Raw genomic sequence first — 20,208 nt, forward strand, 5'->3', positions numbered from 1 at the left:
TAGAACTTCATTTCTCTCTCTAAATTCTACAACGCCTTCATGAATTTGAACACCTGACTGGCCGTCATCTCTACCAGTCCATTCATTTCCATAATCATCAAAGGCAAGCAGATAAAAACCACTGTCATCCCGATCATGATCGTGACTGGTATACTTGTAACCAGGACGTTGATCTGGGGAACTGCTCTTCCAAGGATACCCATTGCGAGGTTTACCAACAAAATCGTCACCAAAACTGGTGCACACATCTTGATTGTGAGTATCAGGGCAGTAGAACCAAATGTAGCGATCTCGCCAAACGGTCCGATATTTAAACTTAGAGAACTAACTGGCACCAAAGAATAGCTTTCAAAAATAGCTCTGATCAGAATGTGGTGGCCGTTAATTGCGAGGAAAACCAACGTTCCAAGAGTCGAATAGAAAGATTCCATCGCATTACCCGTTGTACCGAGCAAAGGATTGAACATTTGGCCCGCAGATAAACCCAAGCTCATTGCGATGAGATCCCCCACCATAGAGACAACGAAAAAGAAGATGCGGGTTAAAAAACCGATGCTCAATCCGACGACTAATTCGCGGATAGCTAAGGAGATGATTTCATTAGAGATTACTAGGTAATCCACGTTGCTGATTCGCACGATCGGGAATAGCATAACGCTTAATACGAGCGACAATAAAACCTTTACAGAAACTGGGATCGACTCAGATCCAAAGAATGCAGAGGCCACCACAAAAGCAATCATGCGCAGAAAGATCAGCGCGAAAAGTAAGATTTGTGCTTCTGTGAAAGCCGTCCAATTCAGCATCTAAGACTATTCCCTTACCATCGCCGGAATATTATCAATCAACGTCGATGTGTATGTCGTTAGGACATCCATCATCCACGGCCCCGCCAAAACCAGCACGGCAGCGACAACGATCATTTTTGGAATGAACGTCAAAGTCTGCTCATTGATTTGTGTCAGCGCTTGAAAAATGGAAACAGCCAAACCCACGATCAGCGTGCTGATCAAAAGAGGTGCTGCTAACATCGCAGTTGTTCTTAAAGCATCTTGTCCAAGTCTAATTACTAATTCTTCAGTCATCTTGTACCTCAACCGAAACTTTTTACCATTGAGCCAATCAGCAAGCCCCAACCATCGACAAGAACGAACAGCATGATTTTAAACGGAAGCGAGATCACGATCGGCGGAAGCATCATCATACCCATCGCCATCAAAACGCTGGATGCAACGATATCGATCACCAGGAATGGCAAGAAGATGATGAAACCAATTTGGAAAGCCGTTTTAAGTTCAGAAACCACGAACGCCGGAACCAAAACCATTGTTGGAACTTCAGCGCGTGTTTTAGGTTTTTCAACTTTGGAAAGTCTTACGAACAATGCCAAATCTGAATCACGAGTTTGGTTGAACATGAATTTACGAAGTGGAGCCAAGGTTCTTTCGATCGCTTGGTCTTGAGTGATCGTACCTTTAAGGTAAGGTTGAACACCCGCCGTGTTGATTTCGTTGAATGCTGGTTGCATTACAAAGAAAGTCAAAAACAGGGACAAACCCACCAACAACTGATTTGGCGGCATTTGTTGAACACCCATCGCTTGTCTTAAGAAAGACAACACGATGATGATACGAGTAAAGCCCGTCATCATAATCAAGATCGCAGGTGCCAAAGTCAGCACCGTCATGATCATGACGAGTTTAATCGCGTTAACAACTTCATTTGGGTTGTCAGAAGTTTTAAAACCCAAGTTAACTGTCGGCAAAGTCACCTGCGCAAAAGCATGTGAGCTTGTCAGCAAAACAAGTGGAAGCAGAATCAAACTCCAAAGAGTCAGTTTCTTAAAGTTCACTGAAAATTCCTCATGCCTTTCAAACGTTTTGAAACGATGTCTTTAATACCACTGATCGCAAATTCTTCATCTGCATCCAAGTTCTTAGGAGTTTCCTTAGAACGAGTATTAAAGCTCACACGTGCGGCTGGTTCCTCATTTGTAGTTTCGTCTTCGTCAAATGAGCCCATTACTTTCCCGAAGCTTTTTGGAGCTTCTTCAGGAACTTCGTCATCAAGCAAAGACAATGATTTAATCATAGAAATATTTTGATCAGTGATACCGATCAAAATGGATTCGCCTGCAACACGAACGATCGCCAAACTCTTTTTCGGACCCAAGTAATGCTGTTGCAAAACTTTGATTTGAGTTTGGTGTTTACGTTCTGTTGGTCTGTTGTACTTACGCATAAAGAAAAATGCGCCCGAAGCCACCAGACCCAAGATAGAAAGAGTCAAAAGAATGCGGAACCAACCAGAACCGTCAGCATTTGCAGTCTTCTGTTTATCCAAATTAAGTGGAATTTCAGATTCTTTTCTGTTGTCGACTTTTGGCAAATCCTTAGAAGCCACTGCATCTTTGGCAGTTTCTTCAGTCGGCACCGGAGCCGCTTCAACATCATTGGCTTCCGCAGATACAGCTGTTGGAGCTGCATCAGAGGTAGGGGCCTCTTTGTCTGCCGCGTGGGCAGTTACGGAAATTACGAAAAGAAGAGAAAGAATCCACTTCATTTTTATACCTCTTACTTCAGCTGCTCTACGCGTTCAGCTGGCGAAATGATATCTGTCAAACGTACACCGAATTTCTCATTCACCACCACGGCCTCACCGCGAGCGATCAACTTGTCATTCACGTAAACTTCCATTGGCTCACCGGCCAATTTATTCAATTCAATAACGCTACCTTGAGTAAGATTCAAAAGCTCACTCACCGGCATTTTCGTACGACCTAGTTCCACTGTTACTTTCAATGGAATATCCAAGATCAAATTCAAATTTCTGTCTTTAACTGGTGAACCAGCTGAAGATTCTTTTTTCGCAGGAGCACCTTCTGCGGCCATGCCCGAAGCTTCTGCCATTAACTGATCTGCCAAGTCGTCCAATTTATCGTCTGTCATTTATCCCCCTACTTGATTACCGGACGAGTCACTTGGACAGCCACGGTTCCATGATGTATTCCGTAATAACCTAAAAACTTTTTAATACCTTCAACTTCAACTTCGAACTCACCGGTAGCATCTTGATCCAGAGGAATTACATCCCCTACTTTCAAGCCCATCATGTCGCGAAGTTTGATCTCGGTTTCACCCAAGTTCACTTTGATTTCCAAATCTGTTTCCAAAAGCTGTTCTTGGATTGTGGAAGTCCACAATTTCTTATCAGTTTGGTCAGATTCAACTTGGAAACCTGTAGATAGTTTTTGCTTGATAGGCTCGATCGTCGCATAAGGAATTACGATTGAAACCGTACCCGATGCATTCTCAAGCTCAACGTCGAAAGTCGAAGCGATAACCACATCAGTCGGAGGCACGATACCTACGAACTGTGGATTCACTTCGGTACGAACAAAAGAACAACCGATTTTTTCAACAGAAGCCCATGCAGTTTCAAGATCGTTGATCGCAAGACCCACAACCTTTTGCACGATCTGAAGTTCGATCGGAGTAAAATCTTTACCGTCAATTTTTGTGTAAGGACGATCCGCACCACCAAAGAAACTGTCGACCAAGGCGTAAGCAAGCTTACTCTCTATAACAAATAGCGCAGAACCACGTAAGTTACCAAAACGCAGAACGCACATACAAGTTGGCATCGGCAAAGTATTGATGAACTCACCGAATTTCAAAAATTCTGTACCCGTCAATGTGATCGATGCGATTTTACGAAGCGCCGATGACAAAGAGACACGGAATGCTCTCATGAATTTTTCATAGATAACTTCAAGCTGTGGTAAACGACCACGGATGATACGATCTTGGGAAGTCAGATCGTAAGAAATAATCTTACGTTCATCCACCTTACCATTATCACCGCCACCACCGCTGCCGCCACCTGAGCTGTCAGACTTCGGGGAATCAGAAGATGCAACATCGCCGTCGGAGACCGCGGCGAGGAGAGCATCAACTTCACTTTGCGAAAGTACCTGATTCATATTCCTACCTTAGTTGTAAAGGAACTCAGTAAAGAGCACGTTTGAAATCTTCCCTTGAACCAGGAAGGAGTTGATTGTGTCTTTAATTTCGTTTTTCAAGCTGTCACGACCTTCGCGCGTCGCTACTTCTTCATATGTTTTAGAAGATAGAATAATGATAATGATGTCGCGAATTTGCGCTTTACGCTTATCGATCTCTTCCGCGGCTTTATCACCTTTAAGCTCTAGTTCGATGTTGACCTTAGCCACACGACGACCTTTAGAACCCGCAAGATTTACGATGAAAGTTTCCAACGGGATAACTTTACCGACGATTTCTTTTTCTTCAGCTTCTTCTTTATGTTGTGCTTCAGCCTCACCTTTGATCACATTTTCGATCTTAGGTTCAGCTGCTTCTTTTTGTTTGCCTTTATAAAGCATGAAGCCCACGCCAGCGACGATGAGCATGTTTAGAACTGCTAGAGCAATTAAGAGTATAGGCTTTTGTCCGGAACCGCCCGATGGTGCTGCTTCAGCGGCTGCCGCTTTTTCTTCTGCCATTCATCCTCCATGATGAACGACCACAAATATGGGAGTGGTCTCTTCTAATATGTAAGCAACACAAGTGCCAACACGTCATCCGTCTAGTCACCTGTCCTGTAGTCCAACATATTTGATTACAGGCAAATTTTGCCTGTTGGGAAAATGTTGCCATCCAAAATTTTTATGACAGGAGTCAAAGAATTGGCGAAGGTTTGTTGACTGCCAGTGCTCGCCCACCGACGAAGGTCCTGTGGCTGAAGTGCCCAAGGAGGTTCATAATATGGGTGGGTCCAACACATAATAGGAAGGAGATTTTATGGACAATCTAAACCAAACTGTGGGAGGCCTTCAGTCAAAATTCGGTGAGATTTCCACCGCCCTAAAATCGCAATTCGCAAATTTGAACCTTTCTGATGCCCAAATCAAAGACGCTTTAAAAAGCCCCGATGATTTGATCAACATGATCTCAGAAAAAACGGGTATGTCGAAAGAGGCTGCCACTGAAAAGGTCCATTCTTTGATGGCCCAATACAATATCAGTGACGAACAAGCCAAATCTTTCATGGCTCGTATGGGAGAGAAAGTTGAACACGGCATCGACACTATCAAGTCAAAATTCACTCATTGATCCACTAAATGATAGATAGTGCCATTGGAAAGTCTCCCTCTGATTCAGGGAGGCTTTCTTTATTGGATTTCAGGTGATCCTGTGGGTAGGATAAATCCATGACGGCATTGAAACAGCGACTTCTAGATTACTATGAAAAAAACGAAACCAAAGTAGACATCGCCTTTTTCTTGGGCGGTTTTATATTCGACGTCCTGACTCTTTCAGACATCGACGATCCCCTCTCCATTGTTCAGCAGGTGGTTTACCTGGGAGTCATTGGTTTAATCCTCTTCTATGACTTCTTAAGCACTCATGGGCTTATTAAAATTTCGGAACGCGCCTCCAAATATTGGGAATACCGTGGGCTTGCGGTGCACTTCCTATTGGGAAGCTTGCTCAGTGTGTACTCGCTGTTCTTTCTTAAAAGTTCATCGATCTTTTCTTCGATCGTCTTTGTCGCGCTGATGATGGCAATCATGGTGGCCAACGAACTTAAAACAGTTCAGAAGGCCGCGGTCGATTTAAAACTGGGTCTTTACGTCATTTGTCTGTTCGCATTTTTCTCGATGACGATTCCGGTTTTAGTGGGCTTTGTTGGCGTCACGACATTCCTTGCGTCCATTACTTTGACGGCAGCTGTTGTGTATTTGGCGTATCGCCTGCTGGCTAAAAAGATTAATAACAAAAAACTATTGCTCAGAACTTTGGCTTTGCCAGGCTTCAGTGTTTTAGGTCTTTTTGTGATTTTGTATTTTATCGGTTGGATCCCACCTGTGCCTTTGACAGTGCAAAACATGGGCATCTACCACAACATCGAAAAGTCCGAAGGTAAATACCTGCTCTCTCACGAAAATCCTTCCTGGAGATTTTGGAAGACTGGCGATCAAGAGTTTTTAGCAGAGCCAGGTGATAAGATTTATTTCTTTGCACAGATTTATTCACCAGCACGCTTTGATGATTCGGTGATCGTGCATTGGTATTACAAAGATCCTCGCCAAGGTTGGATCAGCACAGATAAAGTTCCGATGCGTATTTCTGGAGGTCGCAAAGAAGGTTTCCGCGGATTCGCGATGAAACAGAACTATGCTGCAGGAGAGGGACGCATCAGCGTCGAAACAACAGATGGCAGAGAGATTGGTCGTATTTACTTTAACGTCACTAAAACCGACCAATCATCTCCTGATCGTCTCTTCACCACGGAAGAGATGTAATCCTAATTGGTTCCGTCACTAATGTGCGGAGCTAAAACACTCTGCAATTGTTTAACGATTGCAGGGTGACCTGCGATGATCGAATTCTTATACGGGTTGTATTTATCACCACGATAAGTTTGTACAACTCCACCCGCTTCTTCGACTAAAAGAATTCCTGCAGCCGCATCCCACGGTTGAATATTGCGCTCCCAGTATCCATCAAACACACCGCGTGCCACTTGAGCTAAATCATAAGCGGCAGCACCAGGACGACGCACGCCACGTGATTTACGAACGACATCATTGAAAATTTTAAGCTGCTCAGAAATCACATGCTCATGCTCTGCCACGAAACCCGTTGCCAGCAAGGCATCCTGAAGCTTGTCATTTTTCGTGATCGAAAGTTTGCGACCATTTACAAAAGCACCTTCACCACGAATCGCGGTGTACGTTTCGTTCAACATCGGAACGTCGATGACTGCTAATTGAATTTGCCCATCGATTTCCAAACCTAAGCTGATACAGAAAATAGGAAAGCGATGAATGTAGTTTGTTGTTCCATCCAAAGGATCTAGAATCCAACGCCCGCGGGAGCCTGCTGTTTCCCACTGGACTTTCGCCCCAGCGGCATAAGATTCCTCCCCAAGAAACTCTATGTCAGGAAAATTTTTCTTCAGGTAGTCTGAGATGACTCGTTCTGATTCTTTGTCGGCCTCTGACACAAGTCCAGCTTGGAACTTGTGCTCGATGTGCTCTAAGTTACCGAAATAATTGAGAAGCACTTCTCGTCCCAGGCTCACAGCTTTAATTGCCGTACCTAAGACCTGCTTCCAATCCCTTGATTTTACGCTGTTTTCCATGATGCTCCCACAACTCCGGACCGTCAGATGATTGACCAATTCCAGGACTTAAAGCTACCATGGATGTAAGGCCAAAGGAAGGGCCCGAAACTTAAGCATTTACGCGGGTTTTAACACGATGAGGATTCAAAAAATGGCAGCGAAATCAGATACGGTTGTAAAACTAGTAATAGTTTTCTTTATCTCTCTACTATCTTTCTCGATCGGTATTTTTGCCGGCAAGAACTACAGTGACAACCAACATACGATTTCACAACTTGAGCCAACTAAAGGTTCTGCGACTCGTGAAGTAGCTTCTGAGCATGGCGCTACAGCTACTGAATCTAAAACTGGTGCAATGACTGATGAAGAGATCGCAAAACTTGCTGAAGAGTTCGTTGCTGATGAAAAGCCAGTTGCTGAAGCTGGTCACGGTGATGCTCATGGTACAACAGCAGCAGCTGGTGGCCACGGTGAAACTGCTGGTCATGGCGAAGCAAAAAAAGAAGAAGCTCCTAAACACGGCGAAACTGCTAAACATGCTGAGGCAGCTAAAAACGCAGCTCCAGCAAAACACGGTGACACTGCTAAAAACGAAGAGCCTTCTTCTGTAGCTAAAGACTTGGCAGCAGGTAAAGCTCCTAAAGCAGTAACTCCTCCAGCAAAAACAGCGACAGCAACTGCTGAAACTCGCGTTCCATCTTCACTACCTAAAGATGTTGCTCAATACACTGTTGGTAAATTCACAGTGCAAGTAGCGTCTTACGCTGACGAAGCTGAAGCACAAAAGTTTGCTTCTGATCTTAAAACTAAAGGTTACAGCGCATTCTATGTTCCAGCGAGCATCAAAGGTAAAACTTGGTACCGTGTGAGCGTAGGTCAGTTCGCAACTTCTAAAGAAGCTTCTACTTACAGATCTGAATTGATCAATAAAGCGAAAGTATCTTCCGCTATCGTGCAAAAGATCACTGAGTAATCTTCCTTACTCAGAACTCGCTAAAAAGCCTGCGGCTAAAATCGCAGGCTTTTTTATTTCTAAAACATCATCTTCGCTATTTTCTCATTTGCGATTCGGCAAATCTGCCTCTTGCTACTTGGGGATTCAACCCAACAGTATCATCCTAAATCCGACACTCTTCAGTGGAGGATTCAATCATGGATAGAAAATCAGGACGTCTGATAATCAATGGTGGCATGTGTGCTTTCGTTGGTGTTATCGCACTTGCAGTTACACTTATCTCGACATCAATGGCGACGCTGTTAAGTCTCGCAGTTATTTTAACCGTCAGCGGGATTGCGCAAATCACTTTCGGAATCACCGAACGCCGAACCGGGCAAATGTGGCCCCATGTGGGATTAGGTTCACTCAGCCTTGTAACCGCGATTCTTATCGCGCGAGATCCCTATGTGAATTCGATGTTCTTGCCACTCTTAGTCGGCTTTATGCTGCTAGCAGGAGGCTTCACCAAAGTTATCGGAGCCTTCGTTGAACGCTCGACAGGTTGGGGATTTTTCGCAGTGAACGGGATTACCTCTTTAGCTTTGGCTTCACTGCTTCTGTACAACTATCCGGTTTCATCTTACTGGGCAGTAGGAACTTTTATCGGTCTTGATCTGATCGTGAATGGTCTTAGCATGGTGGGATTAGGTTATGCGATTCGCAAACGCGGACACGATGTCGTTCGCTCCATGAATTCACTGCTGCCCGATAACTATGATGAAATCGAGCAGGAGTATTTCCACAAGCAAAATGAAGATTTAGAAAAAGATCACGAAGAGGGCGATGGCGAAAGACAACAGCTTAAAGAAAATCGTGATAAGACACGACCGACTTTGCACTGATTACCAAGAGTAATAGAGGCCCGTGCGAACAAGAGCACCAAATGTGGGGTTCGGATCAAATCCTTGCCCCATCAATCCACGGCCCTCAAGGGCCGCAACCGCTCCAAAGTTTTTCACAAAGTCATAAGAGATATCGCCACCAGCAGCTAAGCCACCCATGAGCTTTGAACCCGTGGAGTCTTTCTGACTGCTACCAGACAGAGACGTCGTAATATCTTCGGAGTAAGTACCCAAACCACCCGCACCATAAATCGAGATGCGCATTTGTTTTTGAGTCATGCGCCACAAATGCCAACGCCCCCACAACACCATCTCCGTATGTTCGCGATCGATGTTCAGTGTGGAGTTCCCAGTGCTTTCTGTGAATTTAGAATACTCAAACAAAATCGACCACACGTTCGTGCGATAAGCAAAACTCAAGTTCGTAGGTCTTTGTTCAAGGTAATTATCAGAAGAATCTTTTTCGTATCGGATTTCAAAAGCCAACGGATAAATCTGCAACTGATTCAACTGAGGAATCATCACCGGACGCTTCATGCGCGTCTCTTGCGCATTTGCGGTCGCTGCAAACAATAGAAGTGACAGGCCTAGCCAGATCAACTTCATAGTTTAGCCTCTTTGATCTCAAAGCGCTGTCCGTTATCCACACATGTTTTCGTGCGACTTTCCTCAGTGGAGTTAATCACCTCCGCCAAGAATTCACATTCCTTTTGGTTCAAGTCTGTGGCAGCACTGCTTAAAACACTTAAGAAACGTGTCGGAGGATAGAAACCTTCAGCATCCGTGTTTAAGAAATCCTGACGGAATACTGGCAAAGAAGCCACGATCCAAGCCGCAACCTTTTTGCGCATCTCTTGAGATTCAATCCCACGAGACTCTGCCGCTGTATCAGTAAAGAGCTTCAACAAACGAGAGTACTTCGTACCCAAGTTGTAAGAGACCGCCAACATGTGATCTTCAAATTCAGAGCGAGAATTAAAATTCAAGTACGTGGCAGAGATATCGCGCAAGCTTTCTGCTTTCACCAAGCTCACAACTTGGTAGCCTTCGATACTCAATGTGCGTTTGCGTTTTTCACTTGGCAAAGATGCCGCGATAAAATCGGGATCGCCCGTATACATCCATGCCCAGAAATCAGCTAAGCCTTCATTCAAAGCACGTTGGAAGTAACGATTGTAGTAACGCTTAACAACTTTATCAGACGGAGAAACCACACGACCTTTACCAATTTTAATAGCACTCGGATCAACGCGAGGATTGACCTCTGCATGATGGTGATCCGTGTCTTCGATACCAGCTGCTGACAAGAAACGAGAACGGTCATGAATAGAGCCTGTGTCTTGCTCGCCTGAAGAGTCCGTCGTCCCCTTCATCACTAATTTAAAATACAGAGAATGGAAATGTTCATGAGCTAAAATACCGCCATTCACAGCGATAGGCAGATCGTCTTTCGTGTACGGTACGATCAAAATAGAATCCGTCAAACCATCGTAAAGAGCATTGTTCACAAGACCGCTGGCTTCTCTAACGGCAACACCGATATCGCGTGGCCAGTGATTCACTCCCCCGGCGCCTAATTCTTCATCCAATTTTGCCAGGTTTTGCATGTGACCATAGATCGCCGCCAACTGCTGGCTTTGATCATTTGCAGGGATGTATTTGCCATCGGTGTTTTTAATAAAACGACCTTGCGGAGCAGGGCCATTTAAACGGTTGTCCAAAATACGCGGGCTGATAAAGAAACGAACGAAGCGTCCGGAAACCTCACGCAGGCTATCAAGGCCTGATAACTCGATGAATTTAAGGCTGTATCCAGCCTTGCTGTCATTCACTGGAGCTAGGACTTCCACTGAACCTGAAACTTGTGCAGTTTCCTGCTGACCAGAGCATGCCGTGACAGCCATGGCCAATAAGATTCCCGCAGTGATTTTAGGCAGAACGCGCTTCACAAAGTCCTCTCCAGGCACTATAAAAAAGGTGCCTCGGTAGGTTGTTGACCTAATGCGTTATAGTTTTAGCGGAAGTTCACAAAAAACTCAATGATAACTTAGGGATAGACAAACTTTGTCAGTCCCTCTAAAACTTCGACAGTCGCCTTCGCCAAGGCTTCGGCGCCCCAGGCCCGCGGGAATCAGGAGAGCTTTCATGGATGTATTGGAATTTGTTACGAAAAATTTGAATCCTGCGCAGAAAGATGCGGTTGAGACTCTTGAGGGCCCGGTTTTGATTTTGGCGGGTGCTGGTTCCGGGAAAACCCGTGTGTTGACCCATCGTATGGCCAATATGATCGGCATGGGGGCAGCGAGCCCAGATGAAATCCTGATGGTGACCTTTACTAATAAGGCTGCCAAAGAGATGGAGCATCGTATTTACAAGCTGTTAAGCGAACTGCAAGTTCCCCTTCACAGCCAACTTTGGATTTCAACTTTCCATAGCTTCTGCGTGCGCGTGCTTCGTCAGCATGTGACTTTGCTCGACTATAAACCTTTCTTTGGGATCTATGACTCTTCGGATTCACTCGCACAAATCAAGAAAGTCATGACGGCATTGAATATCAACGACAAGATCTATCCTGCTAAAAACTTTCAAGGTCGCATCAGCAGCGCAAAAATGTTGGGTCTGACTCCGGCGGAGTTTGAAAAAGGCAACAAACGCTTGATGGATCAAAAAACGGTAGAGGTTTACAAAGCCTACGAAGCCGAAATGAAAAAAGCGAACAGCATGGATTTCGATGATCTTCTGATGAAGACTTTCGAACTTTTCCGTATGTATCCAGATATCTTGGCTCAGTACCAACAAAAGTTCCGCTTTATCATGGTGGATGAGTATCAAGATACCAATCACATCCAATACTTGATCGTACAAATGCTGGCGAAAGCTCATCGTAATTTGTGCGTGGTCGGTGACGAAGATCAATCGATCTATTCATGGCGTGGTGCTGATATTAAAAACATCTTGGACTTTGAAAAAGACTTCCCAGAGGCCAAAGTTGTAAAGCTTGAGGAAAACTATCGCTCGTCTGCTAACATCGTGAATGCCGCAACTGCGGTGATCAAAAACAACTCGCAAAGAAAAGACAAAACTCTTTTCACTTCCAATCAGGAAGGCGATTTGATCAATGTGCGCGAAGAGCGCAATGAATATGAAGAAGGCAAGTTCGTCGCTAAAACCATCCAGACGATGATCAATGAGGGCGAAGGCTCTTACAATGACTACGCCGTTTTCTATCGTACAAATGCTCAGTCTCGCGTTCTTGAGGAGCAACTGCGCACCTTGGGTATTCCTTATCGTTTGGTCGGCGGCGTGCGTTTCTATGAACGCATGGAGATCAAGGACATCATCAGCTATTTGAAACTTTCTGTGAATCCGGCGGATGATATTGCATTGAAACGTGTGATCAATGTGCCAGCTCGTGGTATCGGCAAAACCACTGTCGAGAAAATGGAAGAGCTCGCGTTCCAAAAAAATCTAACTTTGATGGAAGCTGCGGAACAAGCTGTGAATGAACGCCTGTTCAATGCAGGGACATGTGGCAAGGTTCGTCGTTTCTTGGATTTGATGACCGAGCTTCAAGCGAATTCAGCGAACTTTAAACTGACTGATTTCTATCACATTGTTTTGGATCGCACCGAATACCTGGCGGCTTTGAAGAAAGACGAATCCCCGGAAGCTCAAGCGCGTATTGAAAACTTAGAAGAGCTCGACAATGCCATTGCACAATTCGCTAAAGAGCGTGGCGAAGAGTCGACTTTGACAAGCTTCCTTGAAGAGATGGCCTTAGTGAACGATGTCGATTCATTGGACCAAGAGCAAAACTCTGTGACGATGATGACATTGCATATTTCTAAAGGTTTGGAATTCCCTTACGTCTTTGTTGTGGGCTTAGAGGAAAACTTATTCCCAAGTTCACGCAGCGCTGAATCCGAAGCCGAAGATGATATCGAGGAAGAACGTCGTCTCGCTTATGTGGGAATGACTCGTGCTCGCCAAAAATTGTGGCTGACTTATGCTAAAATGCGCCGCGTATGGGGGCAGGAGCAATTCAATCCTCCATCGCGCTTTATTAAAGAAATTCCAACTCAATTCGTGAACTTTAAATCAGCTGCGGCTGAGGCTCCACGTTTTGTATCCAGATATGGCTCCAACAGTAGCAATGATGAATACTTCCCAAGTGCTTGGTCTTCATCTGGTGGTGGGAATCGCAACAAACCTCGCGCTGGTGGGGACGACTTCGATACACAAGACTTCCCGGATTATGACGATATGGACTCATCTAGCAAGAGTTCGTACTCTAAAGGCATGCGCGTACGTCATCCGACATTTGGAGTCGGCACGGTGTATTCCACAGAAGGTGCTGGGGATAACTTGAAGGTCAGCGTTATGTTCACCGACAATACCGTAAAAAAGTTTGTCGTGAAGTACGCACGCTTAGAACGAGTTTAACACATTTAGGGTTGACTCCTTTTTGATTAACAACAATCATTTTTGCTGTACTAACAAAGGGGTCAACTATGAAAAAACTTATCGTATCAGCAGCCGTGGTTGCTTCTGCACTTTGCTCTGTAGCATCTGCAAAAGACTACACTTCTTCTTCATTCACTTCATACAGCGCAGCTCCGCTGAATGAAATCACTACGAACCTTACTCAAGGTCATTTCGTTTCTGGCAATCGTCAAGTTGATGGCGATAACGGCACTGCAATCACTGCAAGTGTTTCTTATCTTCGTTATTTGAAAGATGGCTTCCAAGTTGGTGGCGAAGGTGGCATCCAACTTCTTTCTAAAGCTTGGTCAGGAACTGGCGAAAGCGAAACTTTGATCGACATCGCGGCGATCGGTGCTTACAACTTCCAATCTGACTTGAAATCTTCTTTCTTTGCGAAAGCTGGTGTTGGTCTTTACTCTGTTTACGACACTAACGATTACGAAAACCAATTCGGTTTCTTTATCGGCGGTGGTAAACGCATCCAAATCTTGGATGGTATCACTTACACTCCAGAAATCCGCATCGAGAAAAAAGGCGATTTGGACATGGGTTTCAATGTCGCTTTCCTAAACTTCTCTCTTTTCTGGAACTAATTGTTTCTTAAAAACTAATTAAGAAAGGCTCTGGGCAACCGGGGCCTTTTTTTATTATGTGGGTCTGGTTTTCGCAAACTCCTAGCCTGGAGTCCTACTCGGAGTCAGTTAGCTTTTGATTTCGTCTTTCAAGTTGCTACGCTTAAAAGATGACAACAATTAAATACTTCATCGTGGCCATCAGCTTTTTGTTTTCCGCTGTTTCATTCGCAGCTCCTCGCCCAGGATTTTTATTGGTCGGCCCCAAAGCCGTTACCGAAGACAACGTGAAATTCCGCTGGATGAGTAACGATGGCGAAATCATTTTGAAATGCTCCCACGTTTATGACAGACCCGATGCTTGGGATTGGGATGTTTGGTGTGGCAAAGGCACTAAAATGTTGCGCGAGTTCCGTGTGCATTTCTTAGTTCAAGAATTCAATCACCCAACTCAAGAAAGAAAAGCCTTCCAAGTTTTGTACTGGGTGACTGATCGCAACTCTGAACCACGCAAATTTGATTCAATGTCGCAATGGATTCAATTCAGCGGAAAACCAGAAGTGGAGTTTTTCAACTTCTCTGTCGGTGTAGAAAACGATTACGGAATTTTAGAATTAGACTACAGACCTTAAGACACTAAAGCGGCGACTTCGCCGCTTTTAATTTATTCCACTCTTGCTCGTAGTGATGCAGCTCAGGCTTTTTGATTTTCTCTGGAGCTGGGCTCACGTACTTTGCAACCACGCCGTCCCAGCCTTTATAGTGACGAGTATTTCCCTCACGAGCTGTTTCGTAATTTGGTACAAGATAAGTTTTGCCGCCACCATCTGGAATATCCACGGATAGATTCGGCATCGCCAAACCTGATAGATGGCCCCATAATTCTTTTTGAATTTCTAGGGAGTCTTCAATCGAAGTGCGTAAATGATCTGTGCCCTGCGAAGGATCGCACTGGAACATGTAGTAAGGCTTCACACGTAAGAACAATAAACGACGATTCAAGGCCTGCACCAAGGCCGGATGATTGTTCACGCCATTCAACAAAACCATTTGGTTCATAACCGGAACGCCGTTATCCACAAGCTTTTCAAGACCCGCAGCAGCTTCTGCTGTTAGCTCATTTGGATGATTGAAGTGCGACATCAAAAACACGGGTTTGTGCTTTTTTAAAATCTTCACCAAGTCATCCGTAATACGCATGGGGCATACCACCGGCATGCGTGAACCAATACGAATGATTTCGACATGCTCAATCGCACGCAAATCACCCAACACACGATCCAACTGACCATCGCTAACGGTTAATGGATCACCACCTGATAAAATGATTTCGCGAATACCAGGATGAGATTTGATGTAGTTGATCGCTTGTTCGTATTCTTCGTTACGAATGAACGCTTGCTCTTGCCCCGTGAAGTGTTTGCGTGTGCAAAAGCGGCAATAAACACTGCAGATATCTGTGATCAAAAACAAAACGCGATCGGAATAACGATGAATCACGCGCGGAGCGGGATTGTTTTTACGCTCGCCCAAAGGATCGAGCATCTGCTGCAAACCTTCTTCGATTTCAAACTTTTGTGGCATCAAAATCTGACGAATAGAATCGCCCTCACCACCAGCTAAGCTCGCGTAATACGGAGTTGTGCGAATATTAAAAAGCTCTGCTCCCTCGCTGAAGGCTGCTCTCTCGTTTTCACTGAGCTCAAAAGTCTTTTCAAAATCTGCGCGACTCTTTAAGGAATGGCGAAGCTGCCAAGTCCAATTGTTCCAATCGGATTCAGCGATATGCGCAGGTTTAGGAGAAGGAGGGAAATGCAGCTTCATTGAGAGGGTGTTATCAATGAAAACGTGCACTTTCGCAAGCGGAAGCGCCCAAAAGGGTCATTTTCGAGGGTTTTGCCCCCCACCCCCTCCCCCACGCATAAGTAACTAATATCACATCGAAAAACCCAGTTCTCACATTGAAACTCCAGAAGTTCGACATGTGAGTTTTTATAGAACACCCCTCTCAAAGTGAGAATCACTAGGTCTTTCGGTGATTTGGACGTGCCATCCAAACCTACCCAAGTTGGCTCGTACTTGGCTTTACCTTCTATTAGGAAAAAGGGTCTGGAAGACCTATTAACTAGGAGGACTTATGAAATTTAACGAATCGAATAAGAAATGGGCCATGACAGGTGTTCTACTTGCTGCGCTTAGCTTTAATATCTCGCCACCGACATTTGTGAAAACTTTCTCGATGGACATGGCTTCTACTAAAGAAGTCAAAATGGACAAAATCACAAACGCGAGCGGCGTATATCAAGTGACTTACACAGCTCTTGATAGAGATAAAACGAGTCTTAAATATTCAAAAGTCGACACTGAAAGCGGTACAGTCATTACTTGTGACGACTGTATTACTGAATTCGTAATCAACAAACCACTGAGCACTCAAATTGACGTATTAAATGTAACAGCAGCAAAGTTGATCGCTAAATATGGCGAAGATGATTCTTCTGCTGAAGTTGAAGATTCTGCTTCTATCGCAAGAAGCGTTATCGACGAAATGACAGACCACGCTCCTGAGCGCGTAAAAGCACCTCGTAAGGAAGTGGCTAAGAAATCTAAAGACAAAAAAGATCCAAAAGCAAAATTCGCGAAAATGACAGCAGCACTTGATAGCTTGGCTAGCGAGTGTGTCGATATGGATAGCAGTGACGAGAAAATGTCGTGCTACTCTGAGGGCTTGTCAGCAATGTTCTCAGATCTAGACAGTGATGAGATCAATGACGGCGCAGTTAATTCATTTATCAACAGACGTGTTATGCCAATCCAAGCTGACCTTATCTTGGAAAATAGATCTAAGTATTACCAATACCTACGTGGCACAGGAGAAGCTCCAGAATCAATCTCTCAAAAACTAGCCTATCTTGAAGACTTCATCATCAGAATCCCAGAAGGACATGAAAAACTTCAACAAGCACTTATCAACTCAACAGCTTCTATTAAAGCTGCGGACTTGAAGTTCATCAATTCTCTAAAAGAAAAAGCGGCAGCTTCATCGGGAGTAGAAAAAACAGAAATTCAAAATGAAATTGGCTGGAGAATTCAATCGAATCCAACACTAGACACTGAACTACTTCAAATGTCGCAAAGAATTAGCCAAATTACAGCAGAGACATCTGCAAACTCACGCATGGCTCAATCGAACAGATTTGCAGCAGGACTTCAAGAAGCTATCAATCAAGCATTCATGTCTGTTGGTTCAAACTCTTCAGTTGGCCAAACAGCGGTAGTAGATGCTAACGGCCAAACATGGGTTCGCGCTGATGTTGCAGGTCGCGGTTACTCGCAAACTGGTACGACTTTCAACCCAGGAACAGTTGTAGTTCCAAACGGAATTCCAACAACGAACCAAAACTTCATGGCTCCGATTGTTCCAACAGGTGTAGCAGCGGTAAATAACACTGCAATGCCAGTGGTTCCGCAATCCATCGTACAACCGCAAGTGCAGCCACAAATGTTCGGTCAACAGCAAGTTTACCAACCTGGCTTCACTCAGCCGCAAACGTACACTCAACCACAAATGATGTACAGCCAGCCGCAAATGAACCAACAGTTCGGTGCAAACCAACCAGGTGTGATCAACATGAACACTGTAGGTAACGGAAACCAAGGCGCAGCTGTCATCAACATGCGCAACTAAAACAGATACTAAGTAATAGTTAAGCCTCCAACGGGTCCACGACGGACCCGTTTCCTAATAGAAAGGAGATCAAATGAAAAAAGAAATTCTGCTCCCGATCGCTGTGATGTCTTTTTTGATAGGATGCTCCTTTTCAAAAGAATCAAACCAGACTGGCAAGAACAACTATTCGCCAATGAATTTAGAAGAAAAAATAGCCTCAGCTGATGTCGACTCATTGAAAATTCAGCTTAACAACCTTAACGATCACGACTTGGAAAGCCTAACGTCAAATCCAAAATTCTATCTCAACGTCGCAGCAACTCGAGGCAGCTACGACGTGCTAAATATGCTAATACAAAAAGGTCTGTCTCCATTCAAACCGGATCTAAAAGGCGAATCTTACTACAACCAACCAAGCATAAACGACATTCACAAAAGCTCTGTCGCTAACCTATTCCAAGATTCAACTCAACAAGCAAATAATCTAATTAATCTCGATGATTGGCTTAGCTTAAAAAATAAAACTAGAAATTTTGAACTAGCGTGTGATGCCGTCCTCGGAAGGATCGAAAAATCAGCGGCATATGACGACAAAATAGAAGAGTTTATCAATGACGTTCCCAATTGCATGAGCTCGTTAAGGCCCGTTAACCTCAAATCTATCATGTCGAAATATTTTAAAGAGTATGTCGAGAGTAATTTCCAAAACGACACTTTGCTGGTTGCACTCTTTAGAGTGCTCCCTCAAGAATCAAGACTTGTTCGGGTCCAAAGTAGCCACGGAAGATCTTTCCACATAAATCCAATCCTAATCCTCCAAGAGCTCGAACCTCTGGAGAAAAACAGGATATCAGTAACAATGAAAACACTCCAAGCTTTCGTAAATTCAAACGATATCTCGGCAGTTATCCAGTGGACTCCTTCACCAGATCAGTATGAGTCTGAGGTTGTTGCTCGATTTGGAAAAGAAGATGTCTCCCGAAACACGGCTGCGGAGATTCGCCTTGGAATAAGAAAAGTATACAGCAAAATCTGCAGTGACATCAAAGTACCTAAAGATTTATCTGAAGATCGATGTACTGAATTTAATAATCTTGACCCCGAAAAAACAGCTGAAGATCAGGAGATAGAGTCATGAAAAAAATATTTTTTCTCATTCTAGCTTTTGGTTGCTCTTGCTCATTTAAGAAAGATTTAAATCGAGAATCTAACGTAAAATCTGACGTTCAGTCTTTACAAGAAGCCATTCTTTCAGAATCGGTTGAAAATGCTATAATTTCAATATCATCATTTAACCTCAAAGAAGATCGTGATTTTGAACACGACGGAGAAGTCTTTCAATCCGCATTAGTGCGCGGAAACCCTGATATCGTCGAAGCTTTGATAAAAAAAGGTTTTACACCTTATCAATCTCACTATCAGGTATTCCTAGAAAACAATAAGTACGACTTAAGGGGATTTTACCCTCTAAAGTCTCTTAATAGAAAAATTTCTTTAGAAATGCAAAAGGCCTTATCACACTCCCCATCCAAGGGTATGGATGAGTTAGTTTCTATAAACAAAATCTCTTGCGAGGCCTTGCTGTCTCTTCATCTTGAATTCTCTCTCGATGAGACGATCTCCAGTAACTATTTTCCAGGAGAAGATTTTTTCGAAGTCTCTGACATTCCCCAACGACATGACAACTTGTTAAAGTTCCTAAATGAAAAAAACTGCACCGCCCGCAACAAGCTCTCCTCAGCCAAATCAATTTGGATAAGCTCTGAATTAATTCGAGCTTTGTACCAAAAGGATGGATTAAAATATTCATCCATGTTCACATATTTGTCCGAATTACTCGGTAACTCACGTTTGATTTTTCCATATCAAGGAAATGAAAAGGTAGGCATAGAGTACTTCATACAGTACCAAATTAGTCTTTCAAAAGACGAGGCCCTCACTAAAGAAGATCTCACAAACCTATGGCTGAAGCCCTTCGTAATCGCATCTCGAATAGGAATGCCTCAACAGTCACTTCGTAGTGATGATCTGATCCGTATTGAAGAGACATATTTAAAGAAATCAAATCCAGAAATTAAATCACCGGATTATTTAGAGAATATCAAAACCGCGTTCACTGCAAACTAACGAAGATAAATTTGGATTTGAGCGGGAATGTTACGATCAAGATTTAGAACGTTCATACGGATATCGCGAACAGAGTCAGCGAGGAAGTTTCCCGAGGCGTCGCGGGGACCGCGGTAGTCACCTTGGATTTGCCACACGGCCATTTGGCCTTTGTTTTTCAACCAGATTGTTGGGTTTTGAATTCTGATGGTGCCGCGATTTACGCGCACTAGAATTTCTGAATAAGTTTCTTTGGAATTTACGTTATAGATTTTCATTGGAGGCGAGTTCGGGAAAATCGTTTCGTTCGCAACCATTTTCCAAGGACCTGCAAAAGCTGTTGCAGAGATCATCATCGTTGAAATCATCACCATAAATTTTTTCATA

The 20,208-nt window shown here is 44.0% G+C and carries 22 protein-coding genes; 10 read left to right on the forward strand and 12 right to left on the reverse strand.

Going from position 1 to position 20,208, the window contains the following annotated elements; all coding sequences use genetic code 11:
* Positions 1-26: 26 nt before the first annotated feature.
* From fliR to fliL, 7 genes are read right to left on the reverse strand one after another with little or no spacing between them, the layout of a single operon-like run.
* Positions 27-806, reverse strand: coding sequence for a flagellar biosynthetic protein FliR (gene fliR / locus ACLVWP_RS16250; protein ID WP_413558703.1), 780 nt, complete (start codon positions 804-806; stop codon positions 27-29).
* A gap of 6 nt (positions 807-812) precedes the next feature.
* Positions 813-1,085 (reverse strand): flagellar biosynthesis protein FliQ, encoded by a 273-nt coding sequence (fliQ, locus tag ACLVWP_RS16255; RefSeq protein ID WP_413558704.1) that lies wholly within the window; start codon positions 1,083-1,085, stop codon positions 813-815.
* 8 nt (positions 1,086-1,093) lie between these two features.
* Positions 1,094-1,852 (reverse strand): flagellar type III secretion system pore protein FliP, encoded by a 759-nt coding sequence (gene fliP / locus ACLVWP_RS16260; protein WP_413558705.1) that lies wholly within the window; start codon positions 1,850-1,852, stop codon positions 1,094-1,096.
* A complete protein-coding gene (locus tag ACLVWP_RS16265) occupies positions 1,849-2,562 on the reverse strand; it encodes a FliO/MopB family protein (protein ID WP_413558706.1) in 714 nt (237 codons plus the stop codon). The genes fliP and ACLVWP_RS16265 overlap by 4 nt, the downstream gene beginning before the upstream one ends.
* Before the next feature lie 11 nt (positions 2,563-2,573).
* Positions 2,574-2,948: a flagellar motor switch protein FliN gene (fliN, locus tag ACLVWP_RS16270; RefSeq protein WP_413558707.1), complete on the reverse strand. Its 375-nt coding sequence runs from the start codon at positions 2,946-2,948 to the stop codon at positions 2,574-2,576.
* An 8-nt stretch (positions 2,949-2,956) separates the two neighbouring features.
* Positions 2,957-3,982 (reverse strand): flagellar motor switch protein FliM, encoded by a 1,026-nt coding sequence (fliM, locus tag ACLVWP_RS16275; protein WP_413558708.1) that lies wholly within the window; start codon positions 3,980-3,982, stop codon positions 2,957-2,959.
* A gap of 9 nt (positions 3,983-3,991) precedes the next feature.
* Positions 3,992-4,522 (reverse strand): flagellar basal body-associated protein FliL, encoded by a 531-nt coding sequence (gene fliL, locus ACLVWP_RS16280; protein ID WP_413558709.1) that lies wholly within the window; start codon positions 4,520-4,522, stop codon positions 3,992-3,994.
* Positions 4,523-4,820: 298 nt separating this feature from the next.
* Between fliL and ACLVWP_RS16285 the strand changes: the two genes are divergently transcribed.
* Positions 4,821-5,132, forward strand: coding sequence for a hypothetical protein (locus tag ACLVWP_RS16285; RefSeq protein WP_413558710.1), 312 nt, complete (start codon positions 4,821-4,823; stop codon positions 5,130-5,132).
* A gap of 98 nt (positions 5,133-5,230) precedes the next feature.
* Positions 5,231-6,325: a DUF2914 domain-containing protein gene (locus ACLVWP_RS16290; protein WP_413558711.1), complete on the forward strand. Its 1,095-nt coding sequence runs from the start codon at positions 5,231-5,233 to the stop codon at positions 6,323-6,325.
* A 2-nt stretch (positions 6,326-6,327) separates the two neighbouring features.
* On the opposite strand, the gene ACLVWP_RS16295 is transcribed toward ACLVWP_RS16290, so the two are convergent.
* The gene (locus ACLVWP_RS16295; RefSeq protein WP_413558712.1) at positions 6,328-7,167 is read right to left on the reverse strand and encodes an inositol monophosphatase family protein; all 840 of its coding nucleotides are present in this window, start codon (positions 7,165-7,167) and stop codon (positions 6,328-6,330) included.
* 133 nt (positions 7,168-7,300) lie between these two features.
* Here ACLVWP_RS16295 and ACLVWP_RS16300 point away from each other — a divergent pair, with 133 nt between their 5' ends.
* Both ACLVWP_RS16300 and ACLVWP_RS16305 read left to right on the forward strand, forming a co-directional pair.
* Positions 7,301-8,122, forward strand: coding sequence for an SPOR domain-containing protein (locus ACLVWP_RS16300; RefSeq protein ID WP_413558713.1), 822 nt, complete (start codon positions 7,301-7,303; stop codon positions 8,120-8,122).
* Between the two features lie 179 nt (positions 8,123-8,301).
* The gene (locus tag ACLVWP_RS16305; RefSeq protein WP_413558714.1) at positions 8,302-8,988 is read left to right on the forward strand and encodes an HdeD family acid-resistance protein; all 687 of its coding nucleotides are present in this window, start codon (positions 8,302-8,304) and stop codon (positions 8,986-8,988) included.
* Here the strand turns inward: ACLVWP_RS16305 and ACLVWP_RS16310 are convergent, their stop codons facing one another.
* Together ACLVWP_RS16310 and ACLVWP_RS16315 are read right to left on the reverse strand one after the other, a co-directional pair.
* Entirely contained in the window at positions 8,989-9,594 is a 606-nt protein-coding gene (locus tag ACLVWP_RS16310) for a hypothetical protein (RefSeq protein ID WP_413558715.1), read from the reverse strand. It lies immediately after the preceding gene.
* Complete coding sequence (locus tag ACLVWP_RS16315) at positions 9,591-10,937, reverse strand: hypothetical protein (RefSeq protein WP_413558716.1); 1,347 nt, start codon at positions 10,935-10,937, stop codon at positions 9,591-9,593. Before ACLVWP_RS16315 ends, ACLVWP_RS16310 begins: the two co-directional genes overlap by 4 nt.
* A 196-nt stretch (positions 10,938-11,133) precedes the next feature.
* On the opposite strand from ACLVWP_RS16315, the gene ACLVWP_RS16320 reads away from it, so the two are divergent.
* From ACLVWP_RS16320 to ACLVWP_RS16330, 3 genes are all read left to right on the forward strand, one after another.
* Positions 11,134-13,431, forward strand: coding sequence for an ATP-dependent helicase (locus tag ACLVWP_RS16320; protein ID WP_413558717.1), 2,298 nt, complete (start codon positions 11,134-11,136; stop codon positions 13,429-13,431).
* Between the two features lie 68 nt (positions 13,432-13,499).
* A complete protein-coding gene (locus ACLVWP_RS16325; RefSeq protein WP_413558718.1) occupies positions 13,500-14,066 on the forward strand; it encodes a hypothetical protein in 567 nt (188 codons plus the stop codon).
* Positions 14,067-14,215: 149 nt separating this feature from the next.
* Positions 14,216-14,677: a hypothetical protein gene (locus tag ACLVWP_RS16330; RefSeq protein ID WP_413558719.1), complete on the forward strand. Its 462-nt coding sequence runs from the start codon at positions 14,216-14,218 to the stop codon at positions 14,675-14,677.
* A 4-nt stretch (positions 14,678-14,681) separates the two neighbouring features.
* Here the strand turns inward: ACLVWP_RS16330 and ACLVWP_RS16335 are convergent, their stop codons facing one another.
* Positions 14,682-15,869 (reverse strand): KamA family radical SAM protein, encoded by a 1,188-nt coding sequence (locus ACLVWP_RS16335; protein ID WP_413558720.1) that lies wholly within the window; start codon positions 15,867-15,869, stop codon positions 14,682-14,684.
* 313 nt (positions 15,870-16,182) lie between these two features.
* Between ACLVWP_RS16335 and ACLVWP_RS16340 the strand changes: the two genes are divergently transcribed.
* The 3 genes from ACLVWP_RS16340 (at position 16,183) to ACLVWP_RS16350 (ending at position 19,842) form a co-directional block, all read left to right on the forward strand.
* Positions 16,183-17,733, forward strand: a complete 1,551-nt coding sequence (locus ACLVWP_RS16340) for a hypothetical protein (protein WP_413558721.1) — start codon at positions 16,183-16,185, stop codon at positions 17,731-17,733.
* Between the two features lie 73 nt (positions 17,734-17,806).
* On the forward strand, positions 17,807-18,853 hold the full coding sequence (locus ACLVWP_RS16345) for a hypothetical protein (protein WP_413558722.1): 1,047 nt from the start codon (positions 17,807-17,809) through the stop codon (positions 18,851-18,853).
* Positions 18,850-19,842: a hypothetical protein gene (locus tag ACLVWP_RS16350; protein WP_413558723.1), complete on the forward strand. Its 993-nt coding sequence runs from the start codon at positions 18,850-18,852 to the stop codon at positions 19,840-19,842. The genes ACLVWP_RS16345 and ACLVWP_RS16350 overlap by 4 nt, the downstream gene beginning before the upstream one ends.
* Here ACLVWP_RS16350 and ACLVWP_RS16355 read toward each other — a convergent pair.
* Entirely contained in the window at positions 19,839-20,207 is a 369-nt protein-coding gene (locus ACLVWP_RS16355) for a hypothetical protein (RefSeq protein WP_413558724.1), read from the reverse strand. The two genes, ACLVWP_RS16350 and ACLVWP_RS16355, sit on opposite strands and share 4 nt — an antisense overlap.
* Position 20,208 lies beyond the last annotated feature (1 nt).

This window comes from Bdellovibrio sp. HCB209 (assembly GCF_047306065.1).
Taxonomy (GTDB): domain Bacteria; phylum Bdellovibrionota; class Bdellovibrionia; order Bdellovibrionales; family Bdellovibrionaceae; genus Bdellovibrio.

Bases quoted from the DNA above. Each gene is read 5' to 3' on its own strand.
- fliR (WP_413558703.1), bottom strand. From the start codon at position 806: ATGCTGAATTGGACGGCTTTCACAGAAGCACAAATCTTACTTTTCGCG.
- fliQ (WP_413558704.1), bottom strand. From the start codon at position 1,085: ATGACTGAAGAATTAGTAATTAGACTTGGACAAGATGCTTTAAGAACA.
- ACLVWP_RS16265 (WP_413558706.1), bottom strand. From the start codon at position 2,562: ATGAAGTGGATTCTTTCTCTTCTTTTCGTAATTTCCGTAACTGCCCAC.
- fliN (WP_413558707.1), bottom strand. From the start codon at position 2,948: ATGACAGACGATAAATTGGACGACTTGGCAGATCAGTTAATGGCAGAA.
- fliM (WP_413558708.1), bottom strand. From the start codon at position 3,982: ATGAATCAGGTACTTTCGCAAAGTGAAGTTGATGCTCTCCTCGCCGCG.
- fliL (WP_413558709.1), bottom strand. From the start codon at position 4,522: ATGGCAGAAGAAAAAGCGGCAGCCGCTGAAGCAGCACCATCGGGCGGT.
- ACLVWP_RS16285 (WP_413558710.1), top strand. From the start codon at position 4,821: ATGGACAATCTAAACCAAACTGTGGGAGGCCTTCAGTCAAAATTCGGT.
- ACLVWP_RS16290 (WP_413558711.1), top strand. From the start codon at position 5,231: ATGACGGCATTGAAACAGCGACTTCTAGATTACTATGAAAAAAACGAA.
- ACLVWP_RS16295 (WP_413558712.1), bottom strand. From the start codon at position 7,167: ATGGAAAACAGCGTAAAATCAAGGGATTGGAAGCAGGTCTTAGGTACG.
- ACLVWP_RS16300 (WP_413558713.1), top strand. From the start codon at position 7,301: ATGGCAGCGAAATCAGATACGGTTGTAAAACTAGTAATAGTTTTCTTT.
- ACLVWP_RS16305 (WP_413558714.1), top strand. From the start codon at position 8,302: ATGGATAGAAAATCAGGACGTCTGATAATCAATGGTGGCATGTGTGCT.
- ACLVWP_RS16310 (WP_413558715.1), bottom strand. From the start codon at position 9,594: ATGAAGTTGATCTGGCTAGGCCTGTCACTTCTATTGTTTGCAGCGACC.
- ACLVWP_RS16320 (WP_413558717.1), top strand. From the start codon at position 11,134: ATGGATGTATTGGAATTTGTTACGAAAAATTTGAATCCTGCGCAGAAA.
- ACLVWP_RS16325 (WP_413558718.1), top strand. From the start codon at position 13,500: ATGAAAAAACTTATCGTATCAGCAGCCGTGGTTGCTTCTGCACTTTGC.
- ACLVWP_RS16330 (WP_413558719.1), top strand. From the start codon at position 14,216: ATGACAACAATTAAATACTTCATCGTGGCCATCAGCTTTTTGTTTTCC.
- ACLVWP_RS16335 (WP_413558720.1), bottom strand. From the start codon at position 15,869: ATGAAGCTGCATTTCCCTCCTTCTCCTAAACCTGCGCATATCGCTGAA.
- ACLVWP_RS16340 (WP_413558721.1), top strand. From the start codon at position 16,183: ATGAAATTTAACGAATCGAATAAGAAATGGGCCATGACAGGTGTTCTA.
- ACLVWP_RS16345 (WP_413558722.1), top strand. From the start codon at position 17,807: ATGAAAAAAGAAATTCTGCTCCCGATCGCTGTGATGTCTTTTTTGATA.
- ACLVWP_RS16350 (WP_413558723.1), top strand. From the start codon at position 18,850: ATGAAAAAAATATTTTTTCTCATTCTAGCTTTTGGTTGCTCTTGCTCA.
- ACLVWP_RS16355 (WP_413558724.1), bottom strand. From the start codon at position 20,207: ATGAAAAAATTTATGGTGATGATTTCAACGATGATGATCTCTGCAACA.